The organism is Rhizobium sp. WSM409 (assembly GCF_057653825.1).
The window spans coordinates 361,665-382,795 of record NZ_CM172794.1; the positions used below are offsets into that span (position 1 = coordinate 361,665).

General features: G+C 60.4%; 23 protein-coding genes. 19 read left to right on the forward strand and 4 right to left on the reverse strand.

Annotated elements, in window-relative coordinates; translation table 11 throughout:
• Positions 1-21: 21 nt before the first annotated feature.
• The 3 genes from fliN to motA form a co-directional block, all read right to left on the reverse strand.
• Positions 22-606 (reverse strand): flagellar motor switch protein FliN, encoded by a 585-nt coding sequence (fliN, locus tag AC25BC_RS01790; protein WP_012756055.1) that lies wholly within the window; start codon positions 604-606, stop codon positions 22-24.
• Between the two features lie 65 nt (positions 607-671).
• Positions 672-1,622, reverse strand: coding sequence for a FliM/FliN family flagellar motor switch protein (locus AC25BC_RS01795; protein ID WP_012756056.1), 951 nt, complete (start codon positions 1,620-1,622; stop codon positions 672-674).
• Positions 1,623-2,495 carry a flagellar motor stator protein MotA gene (motA, locus tag AC25BC_RS01800; protein WP_003556508.1) on the reverse strand — a complete coding sequence of 291 codons (873 nt, stop codon included), beginning with the start codon at positions 2,493-2,495 and terminating at the stop codon, positions 1,623-1,625.
• Positions 2,496-2,749: 254 nt separating this feature from the next.
• On the opposite strand from motA, the gene flgF reads away from it, so the two are divergent.
• The 13 genes from flgF (at position 2,750) to fliP (ending at position 11,903) form a co-directional block, all read left to right on the forward strand.
• Positions 2,750-3,484, forward strand: coding sequence for a flagellar basal-body rod protein FlgF (flgF, locus tag AC25BC_RS01805; RefSeq protein WP_012756057.1), 735 nt, complete (start codon positions 2,750-2,752; stop codon positions 3,482-3,484).
• Positions 3,485-3,603: 119 nt separating this feature from the next.
• Positions 3,604-5,004: a flagellar protein export ATPase FliI gene (gene fliI / locus AC25BC_RS01810; protein WP_012756058.1), complete on the forward strand. Its 1,401-nt coding sequence runs from the start codon at positions 3,604-3,606 to the stop codon at positions 5,002-5,004.
• Between the two features lie 2 nt (positions 5,005-5,006).
• Complete coding sequence (locus AC25BC_RS01815; RefSeq protein ID WP_012756059.1) at positions 5,007-5,549, forward strand: hypothetical protein; 543 nt, start codon at positions 5,007-5,009, stop codon at positions 5,547-5,549.
• Between the two features lie 266 nt (positions 5,550-5,815).
• Positions 5,816-6,208, forward strand: coding sequence for a flagellar basal body rod protein FlgB (flgB, locus tag AC25BC_RS01820; protein WP_012756060.1), 393 nt, complete (start codon positions 5,816-5,818; stop codon positions 6,206-6,208).
• A 4-nt stretch (positions 6,209-6,212) separates the two neighbouring features.
• Complete coding sequence (gene flgC / locus AC25BC_RS01825; RefSeq protein ID WP_003556520.1) at positions 6,213-6,629, forward strand: flagellar basal body rod protein FlgC; 417 nt, start codon at positions 6,213-6,215, stop codon at positions 6,627-6,629.
• A 2-nt stretch (positions 6,630-6,631) separates the two neighbouring features.
• Positions 6,632-6,973, forward strand: coding sequence for a flagellar hook-basal body complex protein FliE (fliE, locus tag AC25BC_RS01830; RefSeq protein WP_003556525.1), 342 nt, complete (start codon positions 6,632-6,634; stop codon positions 6,971-6,973).
• 19 nt (positions 6,974-6,992) lie between these two features.
• Positions 6,993-7,781 (forward strand): flagellar basal-body rod protein FlgG, encoded by a 789-nt coding sequence (gene flgG / locus AC25BC_RS01835; RefSeq protein WP_012756061.1) that lies wholly within the window; start codon positions 6,993-6,995, stop codon positions 7,779-7,781.
• 16 nt (positions 7,782-7,797) lie between these two features.
• On the forward strand, positions 7,798-8,280 hold the full coding sequence (flgA, locus tag AC25BC_RS01840) for a flagellar basal body P-ring formation chaperone FlgA (protein WP_012756062.1): 483 nt from the start codon (positions 7,798-7,800) through the stop codon (positions 8,278-8,280).
• Entirely contained in the window at positions 8,277-9,398 is a 1,122-nt protein-coding gene (locus tag AC25BC_RS01845) for a flagellar basal body P-ring protein FlgI (protein ID WP_012756063.1), read from the forward strand. The genes flgA and AC25BC_RS01845 overlap by 4 nt, the downstream gene beginning before the upstream one ends.
• Positions 9,395-9,937 carry a MotE family protein gene (locus AC25BC_RS01850; RefSeq protein ID WP_012756064.1) on the forward strand — a complete coding sequence of 181 codons (543 nt, stop codon included), beginning with the start codon at positions 9,395-9,397 and terminating at the stop codon, positions 9,935-9,937. The genes AC25BC_RS01845 and AC25BC_RS01850 overlap by 4 nt, the downstream gene beginning before the upstream one ends.
• On the forward strand, positions 9,934-10,650 hold the full coding sequence (gene flgH, locus AC25BC_RS01855) for a flagellar basal body L-ring protein FlgH (RefSeq protein WP_003556536.1): 717 nt from the start codon (positions 9,934-9,936) through the stop codon (positions 10,648-10,650). Before AC25BC_RS01850 ends, flgH begins: the two co-directional genes overlap by 4 nt.
• A gap of 12 nt (positions 10,651-10,662) precedes the next feature.
• Positions 10,663-11,169, forward strand: a complete 507-nt coding sequence (locus AC25BC_RS01860) for a flagellar basal body-associated FliL family protein (protein ID WP_012756065.1) — start codon at positions 10,663-10,665, stop codon at positions 11,167-11,169.
• Positions 11,166-11,903 (forward strand): flagellar type III secretion system pore protein FliP, encoded by a 738-nt coding sequence (fliP, locus tag AC25BC_RS01865; protein WP_003556541.1) that lies wholly within the window; start codon positions 11,166-11,168, stop codon positions 11,901-11,903. Before AC25BC_RS01860 ends, fliP begins: the two co-directional genes overlap by 4 nt.
• 141 nt (positions 11,904-12,044) lie before the next feature.
• On the opposite strand, the gene AC25BC_RS01870 is transcribed toward fliP, so the two are convergent.
• Positions 12,045-14,018, reverse strand: a complete 1,974-nt coding sequence (locus tag AC25BC_RS01870; protein WP_012756066.1) for an O-linked N-acetylglucosamine transferase, SPINDLY family protein — start codon at positions 14,016-14,018, stop codon at positions 12,045-12,047.
• Between the two features lie 430 nt (positions 14,019-14,448).
• On the opposite strand from AC25BC_RS01870, the gene AC25BC_RS01875 reads away from it, so the two are divergent.
• The 6 genes from AC25BC_RS01875 (at position 14,449) to AC25BC_RS01900 (ending at position 21,128) form a co-directional block, all read left to right on the forward strand.
• Positions 14,449-15,354 (forward strand): flagellin N-terminal helical domain-containing protein, encoded by a 906-nt coding sequence (locus AC25BC_RS01875; protein ID WP_012756067.1) that lies wholly within the window; start codon positions 14,449-14,451, stop codon positions 15,352-15,354.
• A 282-nt stretch (positions 15,355-15,636) separates the two neighbouring features.
• Positions 15,637-16,545, forward strand: a complete 909-nt coding sequence (locus tag AC25BC_RS01880) for a flagellin N-terminal helical domain-containing protein (protein ID WP_011650481.1) — start codon at positions 15,637-15,639, stop codon at positions 16,543-16,545.
• A 247-nt stretch (positions 16,546-16,792) separates the two neighbouring features.
• Positions 16,793-17,704, forward strand: a complete 912-nt coding sequence (locus AC25BC_RS01885) for a flagellin N-terminal helical domain-containing protein (protein WP_012756068.1) — start codon at positions 16,793-16,795, stop codon at positions 17,702-17,704.
• A gap of 300 nt (positions 17,705-18,004) precedes the next feature.
• Complete coding sequence (locus AC25BC_RS01890; protein ID WP_012756069.1) at positions 18,005-18,967, forward strand: flagellin N-terminal helical domain-containing protein; 963 nt, start codon at positions 18,005-18,007, stop codon at positions 18,965-18,967.
• 203 nt (positions 18,968-19,170) lie between these two features.
• Entirely contained in the window at positions 19,171-19,800 is a 630-nt protein-coding gene (locus tag AC25BC_RS01895) for a FliH/SctL family protein (RefSeq protein WP_012756070.1), read from the forward strand.
• Positions 19,797-21,128 carry a MotB family protein gene (locus AC25BC_RS01900; protein ID WP_017992944.1) on the forward strand — a complete coding sequence of 444 codons (1,332 nt, stop codon included), beginning with the start codon at positions 19,797-19,799 and terminating at the stop codon, positions 21,126-21,128. The genes AC25BC_RS01895 and AC25BC_RS01900 overlap by 4 nt, the downstream gene beginning before the upstream one ends.
• Positions 21,129-21,131: the final 3 nt, after the last annotated feature.

The following is a 21,131-nucleotide window of genomic DNA, read 5'->3' on the forward strand; positions in this document are numbered from 1 at the left end:
CCTCTCCGTCCCACACAGGGATCAGGCTTTTTTCGTACTCAAAACTTCAATCAGCTTCACACCGAATCGCGTGTCGTCGTTATCAAGCACCGTAATTTCGCCACGTGCAATCCTGCGGCCGTTCACCATAATCTCGACCGGTTCGCCGATTTTCTTGTCGAGGGCGATCGTCGCCCCTTCATTGAGGTTCATCAGGCCGGAGACCTGCATGCGGCTGGTGCCGAGCATGATCTGGACGTCGATCGGGATGTCCATGATCAGGTCGAAGTTCGAATTCAAAGCGCTGCCGAGTGGAGCCGGTGACTCCTCGAAGGAGGGGCTGCTGCCGAAATCCATGCCGGCAGCCGAGCTCGCACTGCCGCCGAAATCGCCGCCGAAATCGTCGCCGCCGAAAGGACTTTCCGAAGCCTCGCCGCCGAAGGCCGCCAGGTCCGTTCCTGCTGCGAAGGGGTCGCTCTGCGGGTCGTCGCCAAACTGCGGCAGGTCGCCGTCGGCATCCTGCTTCAGTACGCCGCGCAGATCGTCGATCGCCTGATCGAGATCGGCTTCGCTGCCCGGAAGATCCAGGGAGAGGTCGCTGTTCTGCTGTGTTTTCTTCGTAGCCATGAAATCACTATTCCAGTTGAAACTTGCCTCAAACTGCCTTTGCAGCCCAAAAGCCAGAGAACCGATTAATTCATTAAATGACGGATGAGTTCGTCATCCGAGTTCATCGTATCCTTGACGCGGACCATGTAATTTTCGCCTGAACGCCCGAACTCGCACACATACAATTCCTTGCTGTTGGCGCTGACCTCGACCCGCACGTCGCCGTGGTCGCGGAACGGAATGACGTCGCCGACCATCAGCTTCGATATCGTGCGAAGCGTCAGGTCCTGCAGCCTGATCTTCGCCTCGAGCGTGACATGCGAGCGGCGGACCTGGTCGCCGAGCTGCTCAGTCCATTCCGGTGACTTGCCGGTGGCCTGGCGTTTCGGCTTCGGCGGCGTCACCTTGGTCTTGAGCAGCGCCGTCTGCGGAACGATCAAGGCGAATTCCGAAACGATGCCGGCAAGCGTGATCGACATGTTGATGGCAGCGGCGAATTCGTCCGGACGATCTTCCGGCGGCCGGGCGCGCGCGTCAAGGGCGTGCGGGGCCGAAAGGCTCGGTTCGAAGCCGCCCGGCGCGTTGACGGCCGAGCGCAGCACTTTGGCGATCTTGTCGAAGACCATGACCGCCAGATCGAGCTCGATGATCGAAAGCAGCCGGTCGGCCGGTTCCTCGATCGTATCGGCGGTGGCGCCGAGCAGGTGCTCCATCAGCGTGATGACGAAGCCGTTGCCGCAGGCAAGCGTGATGTTCTGCGACCAGTTGCGCAGCGTCGCATCGACCAGCGTGACGTTCGCGCTCAGATCTTCGATCAGGTGGTTCTTGTAGCCGATCTCGCAGCCGAGATAGTTGACCGTCACGTCGAGGCCGGTCTCGCTTTTGATGACGTCGGGAAAGAATTCGCTGTAGATTTCCCCGAAGGAACTGCAGATCTTGGCAACTCCGCCTCTGTCGCCGAGCCCGCCTGTCAGCTTGGCGAGAAGGGCAGGATCCATTGCCGGTTTGTCGTGCGAAGCATTGCTCATAGTCATTTAAGCCGCCTTGTTTTCGCCACCAGGGTTCATCATTTCCTGCTCGACCGCGTCGATGGAAGGACGCTCGTAAGCCGAGATCGTCTTGCGGCCGTATTCGAGAGCGACCTGCGGCACCGAGCCGTTCATATAGGCAAGCAGCGTCTGCTTGACGATGACGTAGAGGCGGTGCTGCTTGTTGCGCACGACCTTGATCTGGGAGACCAGCGGCGAGCAGACGCAGTAGGACAAGAGAATGCCGAGGAAGGTGCCGACGAGTGCCGAGCCGATCAGATGACCGAGCACTTCGGGTGAATCGTTGATATGGGCCATCGCCTTGATGACGCCGAGAACAGCCGCGACGATGCCGATCGCCGGGAAGGAATCGCTCATGATCTGGATCGAGTGGTAGGGCTTCATCTTGTCGTGCATGATTGTGTTGAGCTCTTCGTCCATCAGCGCCTCGATCTCGTGGCTGCGGGCGTTGCCGATGATGATCAGGCGCACGTAGTCGCAGATGAACGCCGTCAGCTCCTTGTTCTTCAGAACCGTCGGAGCCGACTGGAAGATTGTCGATTCGGCCGGATTGTCGATATGGGCTTCGATTTCGTTTCGCGACTTGGTGCGCAGGTCGCGCATCAGCGAATAGAGCACGCCGAGCGTATCGAGATAATTGCGTTCCTTCGGTACGGCGTGCCGGAAGGCTTCGCTGAGCGCTTTGCCTGAGTCCTTCACCACCTTCATCGGGTTCGCCATGATGAAGCTGCCGAGGCCGGCGCCGCCGATGATGAGGAATTCGAAGGGCTGGAACAGCGCGTCCACTTCGCCGCCCATCGCCATGAAGCTGCCGACGATACAGCCGCAAGTCACTATAAATCCGATAATGATGTTCATCGTCAGCCCAATCTGAACGTTGCTTTTCTTTTAGACCGATAGGGTTTCTGCCTTGCGTGAGGCTGATGAAAGGCCCGATCGCAAGGCATTTCCGCGTGCCAGCTTCGCGCAAGCATCTGCCGTCAGTCTAAAGAAGACGAATGGGTGCCCGCGCCCGTTTCTGAGATGCCGCCTCAGCGAAATCCCGGCCGAACCACATGAGACGACCCCCGGCTTTTCGTTCCGTTCATCGCCAATGCTTGGAGCTTACCGACATGCAATCCGGTCTTTATGTTTCTCTGTCGTCGCAGATGGCTCTCGAAAAGCGTCTGAACACCATCGCAGACAACATGGCGAACGTGAACACGACGGGTTTTCGCGCCACCGAGGTGAAGTTCGATGAGATGGTGGCGGCCACTAAGAACAAGCTGAACACCAAGGTGGCCTTCGTTTCCCAGGGCAACGACTACCTGAACGAGGGAAATGGCGAGTTGCAGCACACCGGCAACATGCTCGATTTCGCCATCAAGGGCGATGCCTGGTTTGCGCTCGATACGCCGGCCGGCCGCGTTCTGACGAGGGACGGCCGCTTCACGATCAAGGATACCGGCGAACTCGTCTCGATAAGGGGATATCCGGTTCTTGACGCCGGCGGCGCGCCGATTCAGCTCAACACGAAGGGTGGCGAGCCGGCCGTCGGTACGGACGGCATCATCTATCAGGCCGACCGCCAGGTTGCTTCGCTCGGCCTGTTCGAGGCCGATATCAGCAAGGGTTACCTGCGTTACGAAAACAGCGGCATCATGACCACCGACCAGCCGCGCGCCGTCGTCGACCGCTTCAATGTCGGTGTCGAGCAGGGTTATCTCGAAAACTCCAACGTCAACGCCATGCGCGAGATCACCCAGCTGATCGAAGTCAACCGCGCCTTCGAAAGTGTCTCGTCGCTGATGCGCGACAGCGAGGATTCCTTCAAGGAAGCCGTCCAGACACTTGGGGGCAGCCGCTAATGCATGTCGCCCAAAAGTGTCCGGCGGTTTTGGGAGGACGACATGCACAACAACAAAGACCAAAAATACGTCGCATGCAGCAAGCTGCACGCGACGTATTTTAGGGCGAAAGTTAAAGCATGAGCACCACGCTACTGTCCGAAGACGGCCTTTCCCCGAAGCTGGCGCATCTGGCGGGCCTCGTCGACCGATACGCATCGCCGGAGTTTGCGGTTGCCCATGGCGGTCGCGTGCAGACCATCGCCGCCGGCCACTACACGGTTCACGGTCTCTCCCGTCACGTTCGTCTCGGCGAGTTCGTGGCCCATAAATCGGCGACCGGCATCCATCTCGGCGAAGTCGTGCGCGTCGAGCCGGAACTGATCTATGTCTGCCCGATCGAACCCGGCGAGCCGATCGGCATCCACGATACCGTCATCCGCAAGGGCGCCTTCCGCATTGCACCGACGGACAGCTGGTGCGGGCGCACCGTCAACTCGCTCTGCGAGCCGATCGACGGGCTGGGCCCGATCGCCGAGGGCCTCGATCGCCGCTCGATCTCCAATACCGCGCCGCCCTCGATGACCCGCAAGCGTGTCGAGACCGGCTTCAAGACCGGCGTACGCGCGATCGACATCTTCTCGCCGCTCTGCCTCGGCCAGCGCCTCGGCATCTTCGCCGGCTCCGGCGTCGGCAAGTCAACGCTTCTTTCCATGCTCGCCCGCGCCGATGCTTTCGACAAGGTTGTCATTGCGCTTGTCGGCGAACGCGGCCGCGAGGTGCGCGAATTCATCGAGGATACGCTCGGCAGCAATATGAAGAAGGCGATCGCCGTCGTCGCCACCAGCGACGAGAGCCCGATGCTGCGCAAGATGGCGCCGCTGACGGCGGTCACTATCGCCGAGCATTTCCGCGACAAGGGCGAGAACGTCCTCTTCATCATCGACAGCGTCACGCGTTTCGCCCATGCGATCCGCGAGGTGGCGACCGCCTCCGGCGAGCCGCCGATCGCGCGCGGTTATCCCGCCTCCGTCTTCACCGAGCTGCCGCGCCTCCTGGAACGCGCCGGTCCCGGTCCCGAGGGCGCCGGCACCATCACCGCGATCATCTCGATCCTTGTCGACGGCGACAATCACAATGACCCGATCGCCGATTCGACCCGCGGCATCCTCGACGGACATATCGTCCTGCAGCGCAGTCTCGCCGAAGAAGGGCGTTATCCCCCGATCGATCCGCTCGCCTCGATCTCGCGTCTTGCCCGCAAGGCCTGGACGCCGGATCAGGAAAAGCTGGTATCGCGGCTGAAGGTGCTGATCCACCGTTTCGAAGAGACGCGCGATCTGCGCATGATCGGCGGTTACCGTCAGGGTGCTGATCCCGATCTCGACATGGCGATCAAGCAGGTGCCGATCATTTACGACGTCCTGAAGCAGTCTCCGGGCGACCGCGACTCGCTCGACGCTTTCGCCGATCTCGCCGGTGCGCTCAAGGCTGCAGCCGGCATGGGCAATCAGGGCGCCCCTATTCAGAGGAGAGGCTAGACGTGGCTGATTTCGACGACGAACGCATTGCTTCCCTGAAGCAGCGCAGGAAAGCCGCCATCCTGGATCGGTTTCTGACCTTCGCCGGCCTGGCGCTTGCCGGCGCCTCCGCCTTCTTTCCCTGGTACGTCTTCTTCAACGCGGACAAGTTCGGCATCAATGTCGCCAGCAGCAGCAATTCGCGCGAACTGCCGGACTGGCCGGCCCGCAACGTCTTCAGCGTCTCGCCGCTTGCCATGGTCAACAAGAACGAAGCGGACAAGAAGGCCCCGCCGATCGATCCGCTGACGACGGCGACGGTCTCCGATCTCGGCAAGGAGCGCGATGGCCGCGCTATACAGGAGGATCAGCCCTTCCCCGGCAAATCGTCCTTCCGGCTGTTGCATGTTTCCAACGGCCGGGCGCTGATCGAGGATCCCTCCGGCATGTATGTGGTGCGCATCGGCTCGATCCTGCCCGATGAAAGCCGCCTTGCGACACTCGAGCAGCGCGACGGCAAATGGGTGATCGTCACCTCCAAGGGCGAGACCTACCAGAACAATTGAACCTGTCCGCAAACGCGGAAGGCAACAGGGGCTCCGCCGTGACCGGCCGGAGCCCCTGTTTTTTACTGCGTCATTCCTTAAATCGATTCCGATTTGGGGAAATGACGCAGCAATTCAGAGAGTTACAGCGTCCTGGCGCATCGGCAAGACGCGCGGCGCCGTCATAGCGGCGGCCTTCGCCGAAAGCCGCCTCGAAGCCTGAATTCCCGTAAGTCCCACGCAAGATTACCGCACTAGGTTCGGGACAGTAAAAACGGAGAGTTCTCATGCAACCGATCCAACTTTTCGACTTGGCTTCGCGGCAGGCGGAATGGCTGACGATTCGTCAGCAGGTTGTTGCCGGCAACATCGCGAATGCCAATACCCCGAAGTTCCACGCCAAGGACGTTACGCCCTTTGATGCGGTGCTCGACAATTCCAATATCAACATGGCGCGCACCAATCCGGCGCATCTCAGCGGCAACGATTTCAGCGACAGCGGCGATATCGACGTCAAGGATGCCGCGCTCGACCAGGAAATCGGTGTCCAGGAATCCGGCAATACGGTCGGTTTGGCCGAGGAGCTCTCCAAGTCGGGCGATATCAAGCGTCAGTACGATCTGAACACCTCGCTGGTCAGTTCCTTCAACCGCATGATGTTGATGACCGTCAGGAAGTAAAGTTATGGATCCGCTTTCAGCAGCAATGAAAATCGCCGGTTCCGGGCTCGAGGCGCAGTCGACGCGGCTGCGCATCGTCTCGGAAAACATCGCCAATGCCCGCTCGACGGGTGACACGCCCGGTGCCGATCCCTATCGCCGCAAGACGATCACCTTCGGCCAGCAGATGGATCGCACCAACGGTGTCGAGACTGTCGGCGTCAAAAAGGTCGGCGTCGACGAAGGCGACTTCAGCACTGAATTCGACCCCAGCAATCCGGCTGCGGACCCGAAGGGCGTCGTCAAACTGCCGAACGTCAATATCCTGGTTGAGATGGCCGACATGCGCGAAGCCAACCGCTCGTATGACGCCAATCTGCAGACCATCAAACAGACCCGCGATCTCATCTCCTCCACGATCGACCTCCTGAAGAGCCAATAATAATGATCAGCAGCGTCCAGAACGTCAGCAACCTTTCGATGACCCGTGCGCTCGGCGCCGTCGACACCGAAAATTCCACCTCGTCGTCTGCCGCCACCATGCCGGGCGCCGCAGGTGCGGCCAACGGCATGAGCTTCGCCTCCGTCATGGGTAACATGGCGAGCGACGCGGTCAGCAGCCTGAAGGGTGCGGAAAGCATGTCCTTTGCCGGTATCAAGGGCACGGCGACGACGCGCGAAGTCGTCGATTCCATGCTCCAGGCCGAGCAGACGCTGCAGACCGCGATTGCCATCCGCGACAAGGTCGTCTCGGCCTTTCTCGAAGTCACCAAGATGCAGATGTAACTGATTTGAGGACGAACACATGAGAGCGCTCGCCATCGCAGCAACGGGCATGGATGCCCAGCAGACCAATCTGGAAGTCATCGCGAACAACATCGCGAACATCAATACGACCGGTTTCAAGCGCGCCCGCGCCGAATTCTCGGATCTTCTCTACCAGACCGAACGTGCCAAGGGTGTCGCCAACCGCGCCAACCAGGCCGTCGTTCCGGAAGGTGCCAATATCGGCCTCGGCGTCCAGACCTCAGCGGTCCGCAACCTGCATCTCCAGGGCGAACTGACCCAGACCGGCAACGATCTCGACGTGGCGCTGATCGGCAAGGGCTTCTTCCAGATCCAGTCGACCGACGGGACGACGCTTTACAGCCGCGCCGGCGCCTTCAACAAGAACGACCAGGGCCAGCTCGTCACCATCGACGGCTACGAGGTCCTTCCCGGCATCACCATTCCGACGGGCTCGACCGAACTGACGATCAGCCGCTCCGGCCAGGTCACAGCCAAGCTGCCGGGTGCGACGGAGGCAACCGAGCTCGGCCAGTTGACCCTTGCCGACTTCGTCAACGAGGCGGGTCTCCAGCCGCTCGGCGACAATCTCTTCCAGGAAACGCCGGCCTCCGGCGAAGCCGTCATCGGCAATCCCGACGAGGAAGGTTTCGCTTACATGAAGCAGGGTTACCTGGAATCTTCGAACGTCGACCCGGTGAAGGAAATCACCGAGCTGATCTCGGCCCAGCGCGCTTATGAAATGAATTCCAAGGTGATCACCACCGCTGACGAAATGGCCTCCATCGTCAGCAAGAATCTGAAGTAAAGGGAAGGGCCGAAACATGATGTTTTGCCGGGCAGGACACATCTCAGGATGGGTGGCAGCAGCCACGATCGCAGTCGCGGGCATTTTCTTGCCCGCGGACGTGGATGCCGGCATGGGTTATGCCGTCGTTCCGACGACGATCATCTATCCCGGCGACACATTGTCGTCCAGCCAGCTTCAGGAGGTCGAGGTTACCAACCCCAACCTCGCCGGCGACTATGCCAAATCCATTTCCCAGGTCGAAGGCATGGTCTCCAAGCGTACGCTGTTGCCGGGCCGGACGATTTCGGTTTCGGGCCTGCGCGAGGCCTATACGGTGACGCGCGGCTCTTCGATCCGTCTGGTTCTGTCGTTCGGCGCGCTGACGATTTCCGCCGCCGGCACGCCGCTCGAAGACGGCACGACCGGGCAGGTCGTCCGCGCGCGCAATATGGACTCCGGCGTCATCGTCAGCGGCACGGTGCTTGCGGACGGCACGGTCCATGTGAGGGCAAAATGAAATTGTTCTTCCGCTTCGTCACCCTTGTCGCGGTTCTCGCCATGAGTTTGGCTGATGTCGTGCCCGCCTGGGCGCTGACTTCCCGCATCAAGGACATCGCTTCCCTTCAGGCCGGCCGCGACAACCAGCTGATCGGTTATGGCCTCATCGTCGGCCTCCAGGGGACCGGCGACGGCTTCCGGTCCTCGCCCTTCACCGAGCAGTCGATGCGCGCGATGCTGCAGAATCTCGGCATCTCGACGCAGGGCGGCCAGTCCAACGCCAAGAACACGGCGGCCGTGATGGTCACCGCCAACCTGCCACCCTTCGCAAGCCCCGGCAGCCGCATCGACGTGACGGTGAGCTCGCTCGGCGATGCGACGTCGCTGCGCGGCGGCACGCTCGTCATGACCTCGCTTTCTGGCGCCGACGGCCAAATCTATGCCGTCGCGCAGGGTGCCGCCATCGTTTCCGGTTTTCAGGCGCAGGGCCAGGCGGCGACCGTGACCGAAGGTGTCACCACCGCCGGCCGCGTGCCCGGCGGCGCGATCATCGAACGTGAACTGCCGTCCCGCTTCAAGGACTCGGTCAATCTCGTCCTGCAGCTGCGCAACCCCGACTTCTCGACGGCGATCCGCATCGCCGACATCGTCAACGGTTATGCCTCGGCGCGCTTCGGCGGGCCGGTCGCCGAAGCCAAGGATTCGCAGGAAGTCGTGATCCAGAAGCCGCGCACAGCCGATCTCACCCGGCTGATGGCCGATATTGAAAATCTCATCGTCGAGACCGACACGCCGGCCAAGGTGGTCATCAACGAACGCACCGGAACGATCGTCATCGGGTCCGACGTCCGCGTCTCGCCGGTCGCCGTCAGCTACGGCACCTTGACCGTCCAGGTCACCGAGACGCCGCAGATCATCCAGCCCGAACCCTTCTCGCAAGGCCGGACCGCCGTCCAGCCGCAGACCGATATTGCGGCCGAGCAGACCGGCGGGCGCGTCGCCATCATCGATGGTCCGGATCTCAGGACCCTTGTCGCCGGTCTCAACAATATCGGCGTGAAACCGGATGGCATCATCGCCATTCTCCAGGGCATCAAGTCGGCGGGCGCCCTGCAGGCGGAGCTTGTGCTGCAATGATTGATATCATCAACCCTGACATGACGGTTTTGCAATTGCTGCGCCGGCTGGCGCTGCCCGCCGCAGGCCTCGTCCTTCTGTCGATCCCCAGTGCCTTCGCGCAGGAACATGCGCCGGCCGGCGACATCACGTCCCAGGACGAGATCAAGCAGTTCTGCACCAACATCGCCGAGCCCGCCCGCGACCAGCGTTACCTCCTGCAGAAGCAGGAACTGGAAAAGCTTCGCGCCGACATTGACGCCCGCATGGCGGAAATGGACAAGCGCAAGGCCGAGTACCAGGACTGGCTGAAGCGGCGCGACGATTTCCTGAAGCAGGCGGAGGCCGGCCTCACCGAAATCTACAGGAAGATGAAGCCGGATGCGGCCGCACTCCAGCTGCAGGACATGAAGATCGAGGTGGCCTCCGCCGTGATCATGCGGCTCGGGCCGCGTCAGTCGAGCCTCATCCTCAACGAGATGGACCCTGAGAAGGCCGCGGTCATCGCCAGCGTCATCGCCAGTGCGTCCGATCCCAATACGTCGAAGGATCCTTCATGAATATGCGTTTCCCGGCCGCGATCGCCGCCCTCGCACTCCTTGCAGGTTGCCAGTCTCCGACGGCGGTCAGCGAGATCGGCCGTGCGCCTGCCATGAGCCCGATCGGCAGCGGCCTTGCCTACGGGCAGACGCCGCAGATGGCGCTTTATCCGAAGCAGCCGCGCGCCGTGGCGCAGGGCTATTCGCTGTGGAGCGATTCGCAGGCCGCCCTCTTCAAGGATGCGCGCGCGCTGAACGTCGGCGACATCCTGACCGTCGACATCCAGATCAACGACAAGGGCTCCTTCGACAACGAGACCAACCGCAGCCGGAAGAATTCGAGCGGCATGAACTGGGACGTCAACGCCCAGATCTTCGGCTGGACGCCCGAGTCCAAGACCGACCTCACCTATGGTTCCGACACCAGCACCGACGGCAAGGGCAAGATCGAGCGCACCGACAAGCTCACCCTTCTGGTCGCCGCCGTCGTCACCGGCATTCTCGAAAACGGAAACCTTGTCATATCAGGCTCGCAGGAAGTCCGCCTGAACCAGGAACTGCGCATCCTGAACGTTGCCGGTATCGTTCGTCCGCAGGACGTCAATGCCGAAAACCAGATCTCCTACGACAAGATCGCCGAAGCCCGCATCTCCTACGGCGGCCGCGGCCGTCTGATGGAAGTGCAGCAGCCTCCGCGCGGCCAGCAGGCCGTCGATCTTTTCTCGCCGCTTTGAGGCTGAACGACGATGGCAGAGCCAGACGCAAGCGCAGGTCAATCGCAGAAGAAATCCGGCGCGCTGATGACGATCATCGGCATCGCCGTCCTGACCCTGCTCGGCGCCGGCGGCGGCTGGGCGGTCGGCACGATCGTCGCGCCCAACATCAAGGGCGCCAAGGAGGTCGAGCAGGCCAAGGATGCTGAGGCCAAGAAGAAGGCCGAGGAAGGCCTGGCGCGCATCTCGACCGAGGCCAACAACGTCGTCCAGCTCGAGCCGATCACCTCGAACCTCGCCTACCCCTCAGAAAACTGGGTGCGACTCGAAGTCGCGCTGCTGTTCAACGGGCCGCCGGATGTCAAGGTTTCCGAGGATATTCACCAGGATATCCTCGCCTATATCAGGACCGTTTCCCTCCAGCAGATCGAGGGGCCGCGCGGCTTTCAATATCTCAAGGATGACATACAGGAACGTGTTGACCTTCGCTCGCAAGGGCGGGTATCGAAGGTCATGTTCAGGACATTTGTCATCGAATGATTCGTCTCATAGTTTTCCTTGCCGCCATGATGGCGGTACCGGAACTGGCGGTGGCACAGCAGCTGCCGACTGACTTGTTGAACGTGCCGGTCGATGGCTCCGTCGCCGCCTGGATCATCCGCACATTCGGCCTGCTGACCATTCTTTCGGTCGCTCCGGGCATCCTGATTATGGTGACGAGCTTTCCGCGCTTCATCATCGCCTTCTCGATCCTGCGCTCGGGGATGGGCCTCTCCTCGACGCCCTCCAACATGATCCTCTTGTCGCTGTCGCTGTTCATGACCTTCTACGTCATGTCGCCGACCTTCGATCAGGCCTGGCAGAACGGCGTGCAGCCGCTGCTTGCCAATCAGATCAACGAGACCGAAGCGGTCCAGCGTATCGCCGAACCCTTCCGCACCTTCATGGCGGCCAATACCCGCGACAAGGATCTGGCGCTCTTCGTCGATCTGGCGCGCGAACGCGGACAGAATATCCAGACGACCGATCCGATCGACTACCGCGTGCTGATCCCGGCCTTCATGATTTCCGAAATTCGCCGCGGCTTCGAGATCGGCTTCCTCGTCGTGCTGCCGTTCCTCGTCATCGACCTCATCGTCGCGACCATCACCATGGCGATGGGCATGATGATGCTGCCGCCGACCTCGATCTCGCTGCCTTTCAAGATTCTCTTCTTCGTGCTGATCGACGGCTGGAACCTGCTCGTCGGCAGCCTGGTGCGCTCGTTCAGCTGACCGGCTGCCGCCGCTTGGATATTCGCCAATGAGAAACCCGCCGGATCGCTCCGGCGGGTTTCTCATTATGCAGCAATTCAAAGAGCTACAGCGTCCGTTACGCGTCTGAAAGACGCGCGGCGCTGTAGCGGTCGAAAAGCCTCATTCGGCCGCGAACGGCGCCGTGCGCGGCGGCAACGCCGGAATGTCCATGTGATCGGGGGCAAGACCCTGCTTGGCGCGCTCGGCCATGATTTGATAGGCCTGCTCCAGATGGTCGCAGAACCGTTCTGCGTCGAAGAGCGGCGCGGTATAGCGCTTCTCCTTGAGATGCGCCTTGTACTCAGCGATCCGTCCGGGATTCTCAGCCAGTTCGACAGCCATATCCTCATAGGCCCGCAGGTCGGGCGCGACGAGCTCAGGCAGGTCGATGGCCCTGAGCAGGCTCTCGCTGACGCGTGAGGCGAAGTTGGTGCCCTTGACGGTCAGGACCGGCAGGCCGCCCCAGAGCTGCTCCGAGGTGGTCGTGTGGCCATTGACGGGGAAGGTATCGATGCCGATATCGGCCGCCTGCTGGCGGTCGATGTGCTGTTCATAGGGCGCGCGGGGGCAGAAGATGATCCGCTTGGCGGAAATGCCCGCCGTCTGGAATTGCTTCAGGAGGTTTGCCTGGTTGCGCGGCGTATTCGCCATCAGCCAGAGCACGCTGTTCGGTGCGCGCTTGAGAATGCGGCACCAGCTGTCGATCGTCTCCGGCGTGATCTTGCGGTTACCGTTGAAGGACGCGAAGATGAAGGCGTCATCAGGCAGGCCGAGTTGCTCGCGGGTGACAGGACGCGGCTTCGGACGATGCATCGGGTCGTTCGGCTGGTAGCTCTCCGGCAGGCGGCAGAACTTCTCGTGGTAGAAGGGCTTGGCCACCTCGGGCAGGACGAAATGGTCGCCGATGACGTAATCGAGATCGACATTGACCGTGCTGCCGGGGAAACCGAGCCAGCCGACATGCACCGGTGCGAGCGGCAGGTTGAAGGCCGTCGCGCGACTGCCCGAAGTGTGGCCCTTCAGGTCGACCATGATGTCGATATTATGCTCGCGCACCGCTTCCAGCACCGCTTGATCGGAGAAGCCGTGAACGGTGACGATCCGGCCCCAGCGGCTGCGGTCGATCGTGTTGTGCTTGAGGTATTCCGGGCCCGTATGGCAGAAGAGCGTCACCTCGAACCGGTCCGTGTCGTGCAGTTCCAGGATGCGCTGCAAGAGCTTCATCGTCGCATGGCGATCCCAGAAGTCTGATGACATGTAGCCGATGCGGATCTTGTCCGACCATGTGTGCGGTTGATTGCGGCGGAAGGCCACCCGTTCCTGGTTGAGGGGGGTGGTGCCGATCGTCGCATACCGGTTGAAGTCTTCGTTGCCGCACCAGTGCAGATGATAGAACGGGTTGTCCTTGCGCAGGATCTCGATATCGCCCTTTGCAAGGGCCGCGTCGATTACCGCCTGATGCTTGCTCGCCTCTTCGAACTCATTGAATTCGCGGGCGAAAACAAGGTGAAGGAAGCGAAATGCGAGGTTGCCGGGAAAACGCTTGAAGATGTTGCGCGCGAGGTTCTGGTTGGTTGCGTCGTTCAGATCGTCGCTCAGCAGCAGGGCCGCCAGGCGCATATGATCGGGATTGGCACTCTGCGACAGCACCGTCTTGAACGGGCGGATGATATCCCGCTGCTGGCGCTTCAGATAGATCGCGGTGATGATGAAGGCGAGTTCCGCGTCTTCCTGCGCCTTGGTGAGGTTTCGCATGGCGATCAGCAGAGCATCGTCCTCGTTGCCGGTCTCGTAATGCAGCTTGGCAGCCTGTTTCTGGTATTCGTAGGAATTCGGTCCTTCGCAATTCCCGGCCAGGCCATAGGCTTTCGCGGCATCGGCCTTGAAGCCGAGCTGCACGAGGTTCTTGGCCAGCAGCGCATAGGTCTTGGCGTCCTGCTGGATATCCATCAACTGGTTGAGCGTCGCCAAGGACTGTGTGTAGCGGCCCATCTGGTAATCCTTGGATGCCGCAGAGAACGAAACTTTGCTGTTCAAAACCCAACTCCGTGAAGGAAATGTTCTGGCATGGCTGTCGATCGCCGAAGCGCGCATGGACCGTCCTCCCAAAAACGAGGTCAGTCCGATGATGCTATCCCGGCATCTGCCATACTGGCATTCGAAGCTTGCTTGAAACCGGTGGCGCGATGAGTGCCTGCTTTGTCCGGAAAGCCTCGACTGTCCCAGGAAAACGCCCCTTCCGCCGGTAAAGTTTTCTTTTGCCGCTCGAATTCGGATGCCGAAAATTATCTTCAGCAGGCATTAACTAAGCCTTGTGAGAAGGCATTAACTATGCCCTGCGAGGAGCCGGCCGAGGGTCCGTATTTTTAAGGAGTTGGCAAGCATTGGCTGCGAGATTGCCCTGGACATGACGGGTTTGGGCCAAACAAAACAGGCGCCGAGTAGCATGAAGCTGGTCCGTCATCGCCGGTACTATAGTCCGGTATGTCCTCCTTTTTGTATCTAGTTTCCAGGGGACAGACTTATGACAAGCATTAACACGAATTCTTCCGCACAGGCCGCTCTCCAGACGCTGCGCAGCGTCAACCAGAACCTGAACAACACGCAGAACCACGTTTCTTCTGGTTACCGTGTTGAAAAGGCTTCGGACAACGCTGCTTACTGGTCGATCGCAACGACCATGCGTTCTGATAACAAGGCTCTCTCGGCCGTCTCCGACGCTCTCGGCGTAGGCGCCGCCAAGGTCGACACTGCTTACACCGCCATGGACAGCGCCATCGACGTCGTCGGCGACATCAAGGCGAAGCTCGTTGCCGCCACTGAAAACGGCGTCGACAAGGCCAAGGTCCAGGAAGAAATCGGTCAGCTGCAGCAGCAGCTCCTGAGCATCGCTCAGTCGGCTTCCTTCAATGGGGAAAACTGGGTTGCCGGCGCTGACGGCACCAAGAGCGTCGTCTCCTCGTTCGTCCGTGACGGCTCCAACGCCGTTTCGATCACCACGACCGACTATGTTCTCGACAGCGGCTCTGCAGGCAACGTTCTGTTCGGCATGAGCGGCGGCTCGGTCGAAACCTCCACGGGTATCCTCGGTACTTCGAGCGGTGCGACCGGTTCGATCTACGCGATGGACATCACCAGCTTCACCGCCGGCCAGATCCAGTCGGCTCTGACCAACGTTGAAGCAGCTCTGAAGTCCATGACCAGCGCAGGCGCTGCTCTCGGCTCGCTCTCCAGCCGCATCGACGCCCAGGACGACTTCGTCTCGGCTCTCAGCGACTCGATCGACTCCGGTGTCGGCCGTCTCGTCGATGCCAACATGGAAGAAGAGTCCTCCAAGCTCAGCGCCCTGCAGACCCAGCAGCAGCTGGCGATCCAGTCGCTGTCGATCGCGAACTCCTCTTCGCAGAACATCCTGTCGCTCTTCCGCTAAGACCGGTCGGCACAAGGTTTCCAAGTTTCGCGGCCGGGTCATCCCCGGCCGCGAAATATTTTAACATAAGGTTAATGAAAATCCTTCTAAGCCTCAGATATTTTTAAGTAATTTCCAATTCGAATTCAGCTTTCCTTAACCATCTTGGTGTTTTCTAGGCCCATCGAAACGGCGAGTTAACCTTAACAGAAATGGTTAACAGGCATGATGCTGATCGCTGTGGGCCGGCCGAAAATCCGGAATGTCCCTGTTTAAAATCTGCCAACAAGGGGCAAGCAAACTATGACGAGCATCAACACCAATAACGCTGCAATGGCAGCCCTCCAGACTCTCCGTGGCATCAACCAGGGTCTCCAGGAAACCCAGGCCCACGTTTCGTCCGGCTATCGCGTCGGCAAGGCTTCGGACAACGCTGCTTACTGGTCGATCGCAACGACCATGCGTTCTGATAACAAGGCTCTCTCGGCTGTCTCCGACGCTCTCGGCCTCGGCGCTGCAAAGGTCGACACCGCGTACTCTGCTATGGACAGCGCCATCGACGTCGTCGGCGACATCAAGGCCAAGCTGGTTGCCGCCACTGAAAGCGGCGTCGACAAGGCCAAGGTCCAGGAAGAAATCAGCCAGCTGCAGCAGCAGCTCCTGAGCGTCGCTCAGTCGGCTTCCTTCTCCGGTGAAAACTGGGTTGCTGGCGCTGACGGCACCAAGAACGTCGTTGCCTCCTTCGTCCGTGACGGCTCCAACGCCGTTTCGGTCGTGATGACCGACTATGTTCTCGACAGCTCCTCCATGGGCAACGTTCTGTTTGGCATGAGCGTCGGCTCGGTCGAAACCTCCACGGGTATCCTCGGTACTTCGAATGGTGCGACCGGTTCTGTCTACGCAATGGATATCACCAACTTCACCCTCGGCGAAATCCAGTCGGCTCTGACTAACGTTGAATCGGCTCTGAAGGCGATGACCAGCGCCGGCGCTCAGCTCGGCTCGATCTCCAAGCGCATCGAACTGCAGGAAAACTTCGTGTCCGCTCTCAGCGACTCGATCGACTCCGGTGTCGGCCGTCTCGTCGACGCCAACATGGAAGAAGAGTCCTCCAAGCTCAGCGCCCTGCAGACCCAGCAGCAGCTGGCCGTCCAGTCGCTGTCGATCGCGAACTCCTCTTCGCAGACCATCCTCACGCTGTTCCGCGGCTAACAACCCGCCGAAACATCAGCCCGCCGGTCTCCGGCGGGCATCTCGGAATCGAGCCGCGCTTCAATGGAGCGCGGCTTTTTTAATGTCCGTTAACGATCGATTAACCATAATGCTGTCTTCTGCGGTCAACGAGACGGTGGGTTAACCAAATTTAAGAACCGGTTAACAGGCATGAGGCTGGTCCCCGTTCCCGGTAGCTTTCCGGAATGTCCCTTTTTTCCATCTGCCAACAAGGGGCAATCATTTCATGACCAGCATTTTGACGAACGTTGCGGCAATGGCCGCTCTTCAAACACTTCGCGGAATCAACGACAGCCTCGAGGATACGCAGAACCGCGTATCATCGGGTTACCGCGTCGAGAAGGCGGCCGACAACGCCGCCTACTGGTCGATCGCAACGACCATGCGTTCCGACAACAAGGCTCTCTCGGCTGTCTCCGACGCTCTCGGCCTCGGCGCTGCCAAGGTCGACACCGCTTACTCCGCCATGGACAGTGCCATCGATGTCATCAGCGAGATCAAGGCGAAGATCGTCGCTGCAACCGAAAAGGGTGTCGACAAGGCTAAAGTGCAGGAAGAAATCGGCCAGCTGCAGCAGCAGCTCCTGAGCATCGCGCAATCGGCTTCCTTCTCCGGTGAAAACTGGGTCGCGGGCGCTGACGGCACCAAGAGCGTCGTTTCCTCGTTCGTCCGCGATGGCAACGGCAATGTCTCGGTCAAGACGACGGACTACATTCTGGACACGAGCTCCACGGGCAACGTTCTCTTCGGCATGGACTCGACCGGCGCGATCGAGACCAGCTCCGGCCTTATCGGCACATCATCCGGTACGATCGGCTCGATCTACTCGATGGACATCACCAACTTCGATTCGCCTGAGATCTCCATGGCCCTGACGTCAATCGAGGCAGGCCTTGAGGCGATGACCAAGGCTGCATCGCAGCTCGGCTCTATTTCCACTCGCATTGAGCTGCAAGAAGGCTTCGTCAGCGCGCTCAGCGATTCGATTGACTCCGGTGTCGGCCGCCTCGTCGACGCCAATATGGAAGAAGAATCCTCCAAGCTCAGCGCTCTGCAGACCCAGCAACAGCTGGCCATCCAGTCGCTGTCGATCGCCAACTCCAGCGCTCAGAACATCCTCACGCTGTTCCGTAGCTAAGTCAGGCGCTGAAGCTGGACCGAATCTTGCGCCGTCGTCTGGCCGCAAACGAGAAGCCTCCCGGACCGCGCCCCAAAACGGCGCGGTTCTTCCTTTTATATCAACGGCTTGATCGAAATTTCTGGCGACGCGCCGGGCTCGGCGTCGCGCTCTTGCCCAACCGGTTGATATCGAGTTAACTTCGCTTTGAGTTGATTTGCTTTGCGACACACCGGTGGAAACTCTGCCGGAGGCATGACGCCACCCCAGTCGCCGCCGGCAATCCGGCCTGCCCTTTCACCCCGATTCCGAGACCTGTCGATGACCGTTAAGATTACCAGCGCGGCCGCGGTGAATGCGCTTGCGGTGCTGCGCAGCATAAACAAAGAAGCCAGCCAGACCCAACAGCAAGTATCCTCGGGATATCGTATCGAGACGGCCGCCGACGATGCGTCCTACTGGTCGGTCGCGACCGTCATGCGTTCGGACAGCACCAATCTCGGAACGATCGGAGATGCGCTCGGCCTCGGCGCTGCCAAGGTGGATGCGACCTACACGGCGATGGACTCCGCGATCGATCTCATCGGTGAGATTCGCGCCAAGCTGGTTTCGGCAAGAGAACCAGGCGCCGACAAGGACAAGATCAACGCCGAGATCAGTGAATACAAGGAGCAGTTGCAGACGGTCGTCGAATCGACGTCGTTTGCGGGTGAAAACTGGCTGTTGAACGGCGATGCCGCCGCGCCGCCGACATGGCAGGTGATCTCTGGTTTCGTGCGCGCTCCAACCGGCGAATATCAGGCTCAGACCATCGATTTCCCATCCTCGCAGACCATCCTCATCGACAAGAACAATGCGAGCGGCGGCCTGCTGACCAAGTCGGTCGATGCCAACGCGATCAACAACAGCGGCGCGACGTCGCGGAACTATTATCTGCTGAACGCCAACTCCACCACGCCGGCGACAGGTACGGAAATTGCGATTGGCAAGAACACGACCGATGCACAACTCACCGACATGCTTGACGTGACCGACTCGCTGCTCTCCTCGCTGACGACCACGGCCGCGTCCATCGGCGTGATGAAGACGCGCATCGACGATCAGATCGACTATACCGCCAATCTGTCCGATTCGATCGACAAAAGCGTCGGTGCGCTCGTCGATACCGACATGGACGAGGCTTCGATCCGGCAGAAGGCGATCGAAACCCAGAAGCAGATGGCCGTCGAAGCGATCTCGATCCTCAACACGGCCGCAAGCAAGATCCTGATCCTGCTGGAATAGGGGCGGGCGCGATCACGGGTGGCGGCGGCGCCATTCATCCTCGCGCAAGTTTGACTGCCTAGTTTCCGGCATGAGGGCATCGTCCGAATCCGTGCCGGCGCAAGGTCAGGCTCTTGCCCGTTTCGAAGGGGATGCCGACGCACAACGTCACTTTGAGCGGGGGCGGGCATGTTGCATGCCTCCCGAATGCTGGATGGTTTTTTATGAGCATTGCGCTTTCCCGGTATTTGAAGGATTTCGGTGAACCGGAATCGTCAGCGCCGATCCTCGACATGGACGATTTCGGCAGCGACGCTTTCCCCGAAATGGCGAGCGAACCGGCGATCGACGTCGAGGCGGAGCGCCGCGAAGCCTATGCGGAAGGTCATGCCGCAGCGACCGTGGAATTGACTGAGAAATACGAACGCGAGGTGCGGATGCTGGCGGAGGTCCATGCGCGTGAACTCGAAGAGCTGAAGCTGCGTTACGAAGTCGAGGCGGCGGCGGTCATTGCATCCCGCATCCGCGATATCGCCGAAGAGATCGCTCAACTGGTCAGCGCCGGCGCCGCCGTTGCCATCGCGCCTGTGATGACCGAAGCGCTTGCCGCCAAGGCTGCCGAAAGCCTCGCCTCTCTGCTGCGTGACGCGATCCTCGAGGGCGCGGCCGGAGCGGTCGTCGTCAGGGGGCCGACCCGGCTTTTCGACATATTGAAGGCCGAGCTCGGCGAACATGCCGAGGCGGTTCGCCACATTGAGACCGACGATATCGATCTTGCCGTCGAAATCGGTGATGCCGTCATCGTCACCCGTATGTCCGCCTGGGCGGCAAGCTTGAAGAAAGTTCTCGAATGAGCGAAGGCGAAAACCACCACCACGGCAAGAACGAGATCATCATCGTCAAGAGACATGGCGGCGGTGATCACGATGGCGCCCATGGCGGTGCGTGGAAAATTGCCTATGCCGACTTCATGACGGCGATGATGGCGTTCTTCCTGGTCATGTGGCTGGTCAATGCCGCCAACGAGGAGACCAAGGCCTCGGTCGCGACCTATTTCAATCCGATCAAACTCTCCGACGAAAAGCCGACCGAGAAGGGCCTGAAGAAGCCCGTCGACAACGCCGAGGGCGAAGAGAAGCAGGAGAAGTCGAAACAGAAGGAAGAAGATCCGAACGACGGCAAGGCCGCGGCGGATGGTGACGACCAGACATCGACCTCAGGCGACCAAACCAATTATTCCGAGGCCGATTTCTTCGAAAATCCTTATTCGGTTCTGGCCGAGATCGCCCAGGAAGTCGGCCAGCAGGCCAATGTCAGCGCCAAGGGCGACGGCGGTGCCGCCGATTCCGGCCCGGCCACCGGCGCCGATGGCGGCGAGGCCTATCGTGATCCCTTCGATCCGGATTTCTGGACGAAGCAGGTCGAAGTCACCACCGCCGGCAAGACGTTGCCGCCCGGCAAAAGCGACCAGCAGGCGGTCGAGAGCGAGACAACCCAGATCGCCAAGGTCGAGGATATGAAGCCTATACCGCTGACCACCGATCAGAAGGCCGCCAAGGAAACCAAAGAAACTAAGGAAACCAAGGGCGCGGTCGAAGCCAAAGACGGCAAAGCGCCGGCTGGCAAGTCGCCCGAGGACAAGAAGGCCGAAGCTCAGAAGGCAGCCGATCATCAGAAAGACGCAGACAAGATCGCGGCCGAAACCGAACAGCAACAGCAGAAGGAAGCAGAGCAGCTGCAGGCGCAGATCGCCCAGCAGATCGGCGGCGTTGCCGGCAAGCTCGCTGAAGGTCTGACCGTGACGGCGTCCGAAGGCGGTTTGCTGGTCAGCATCTCCGATCAGACCGACGATTCGATGTTCAATATCGGTTCTGCGGTTCCGCGCCAGGAGATGGTGCTGGCCATGGAAAAGATCGGCGCGATCCTGAAGGAGAGGGGTGGTGCGGTTGCCGTCCGCGGCCACACGGATGGTCGCCAGTATAAGGGCACGCAGAATGAGAACTGGCGGCTTTCGATGGATCGCGCCCAAAGCGCCTACTACATGCTCGTACGCGGCGGGCTCGACGAGAAACGCATCTCCCAGGTCTCCGGCTTTGCCGATCGTCGGCTGAAGCTGCCGTCTGACCCGTTCAACGCGACCAATCGCCGGATCGAGATCCTGGTGCAGGCGGATCAAGGATAGTCG